This window comes from Methylobacterium sp. E-046 (assembly GCF_022829625.1).
Lineage (GTDB): Bacteria > Pseudomonadota > Alphaproteobacteria > Rhizobiales > Beijerinckiaceae > Methylobacterium > Methylobacterium longum.
On record NZ_JAKSYP010000201.1, the window covers coordinates 1 to 257 of the forward strand.

General features: G+C 71.6%; 1 protein-coding gene. It reads left to right on the forward strand.

The window, feature by feature from the left end; genetic code table 11:
• Nucleotides 1-240, forward strand: a 240-nt coding sequence (locus MKK82_RS20705; RefSeq protein ID WP_243986662.1) for a MucR family transcriptional regulator, incomplete at its 5' end; no start/stop codon positions are given.
• Between the last annotated feature and the right edge of the window lie 17 nt (nt 241-257).

A 257-nucleotide genomic window follows, 5' to 3' on the forward strand; every position in this document is an offset into this window, starting at 1 on the left:
TCGGTCCGCCCCGACGGCATCGTCAGCTTCATCGACGGCAAGACCTACAAGACGCTCAAGCGCCACCTCACCAGCCACGGCCTCGACCCGAAGAGCTACCGCGACCGCTACGGCCTGCCGTCCGACTACCCGATGGTCGCCCCGAGCTACGCCGAGCAGCGCTCCGCCCTCGCCAAGGCCATCGGCCTCGGACAGCCCGGCGCCATGGCCGAGCGCGAGCGCAAGGGCAAGGCCGCCTGAGGGGGCCAAGGCCGCCT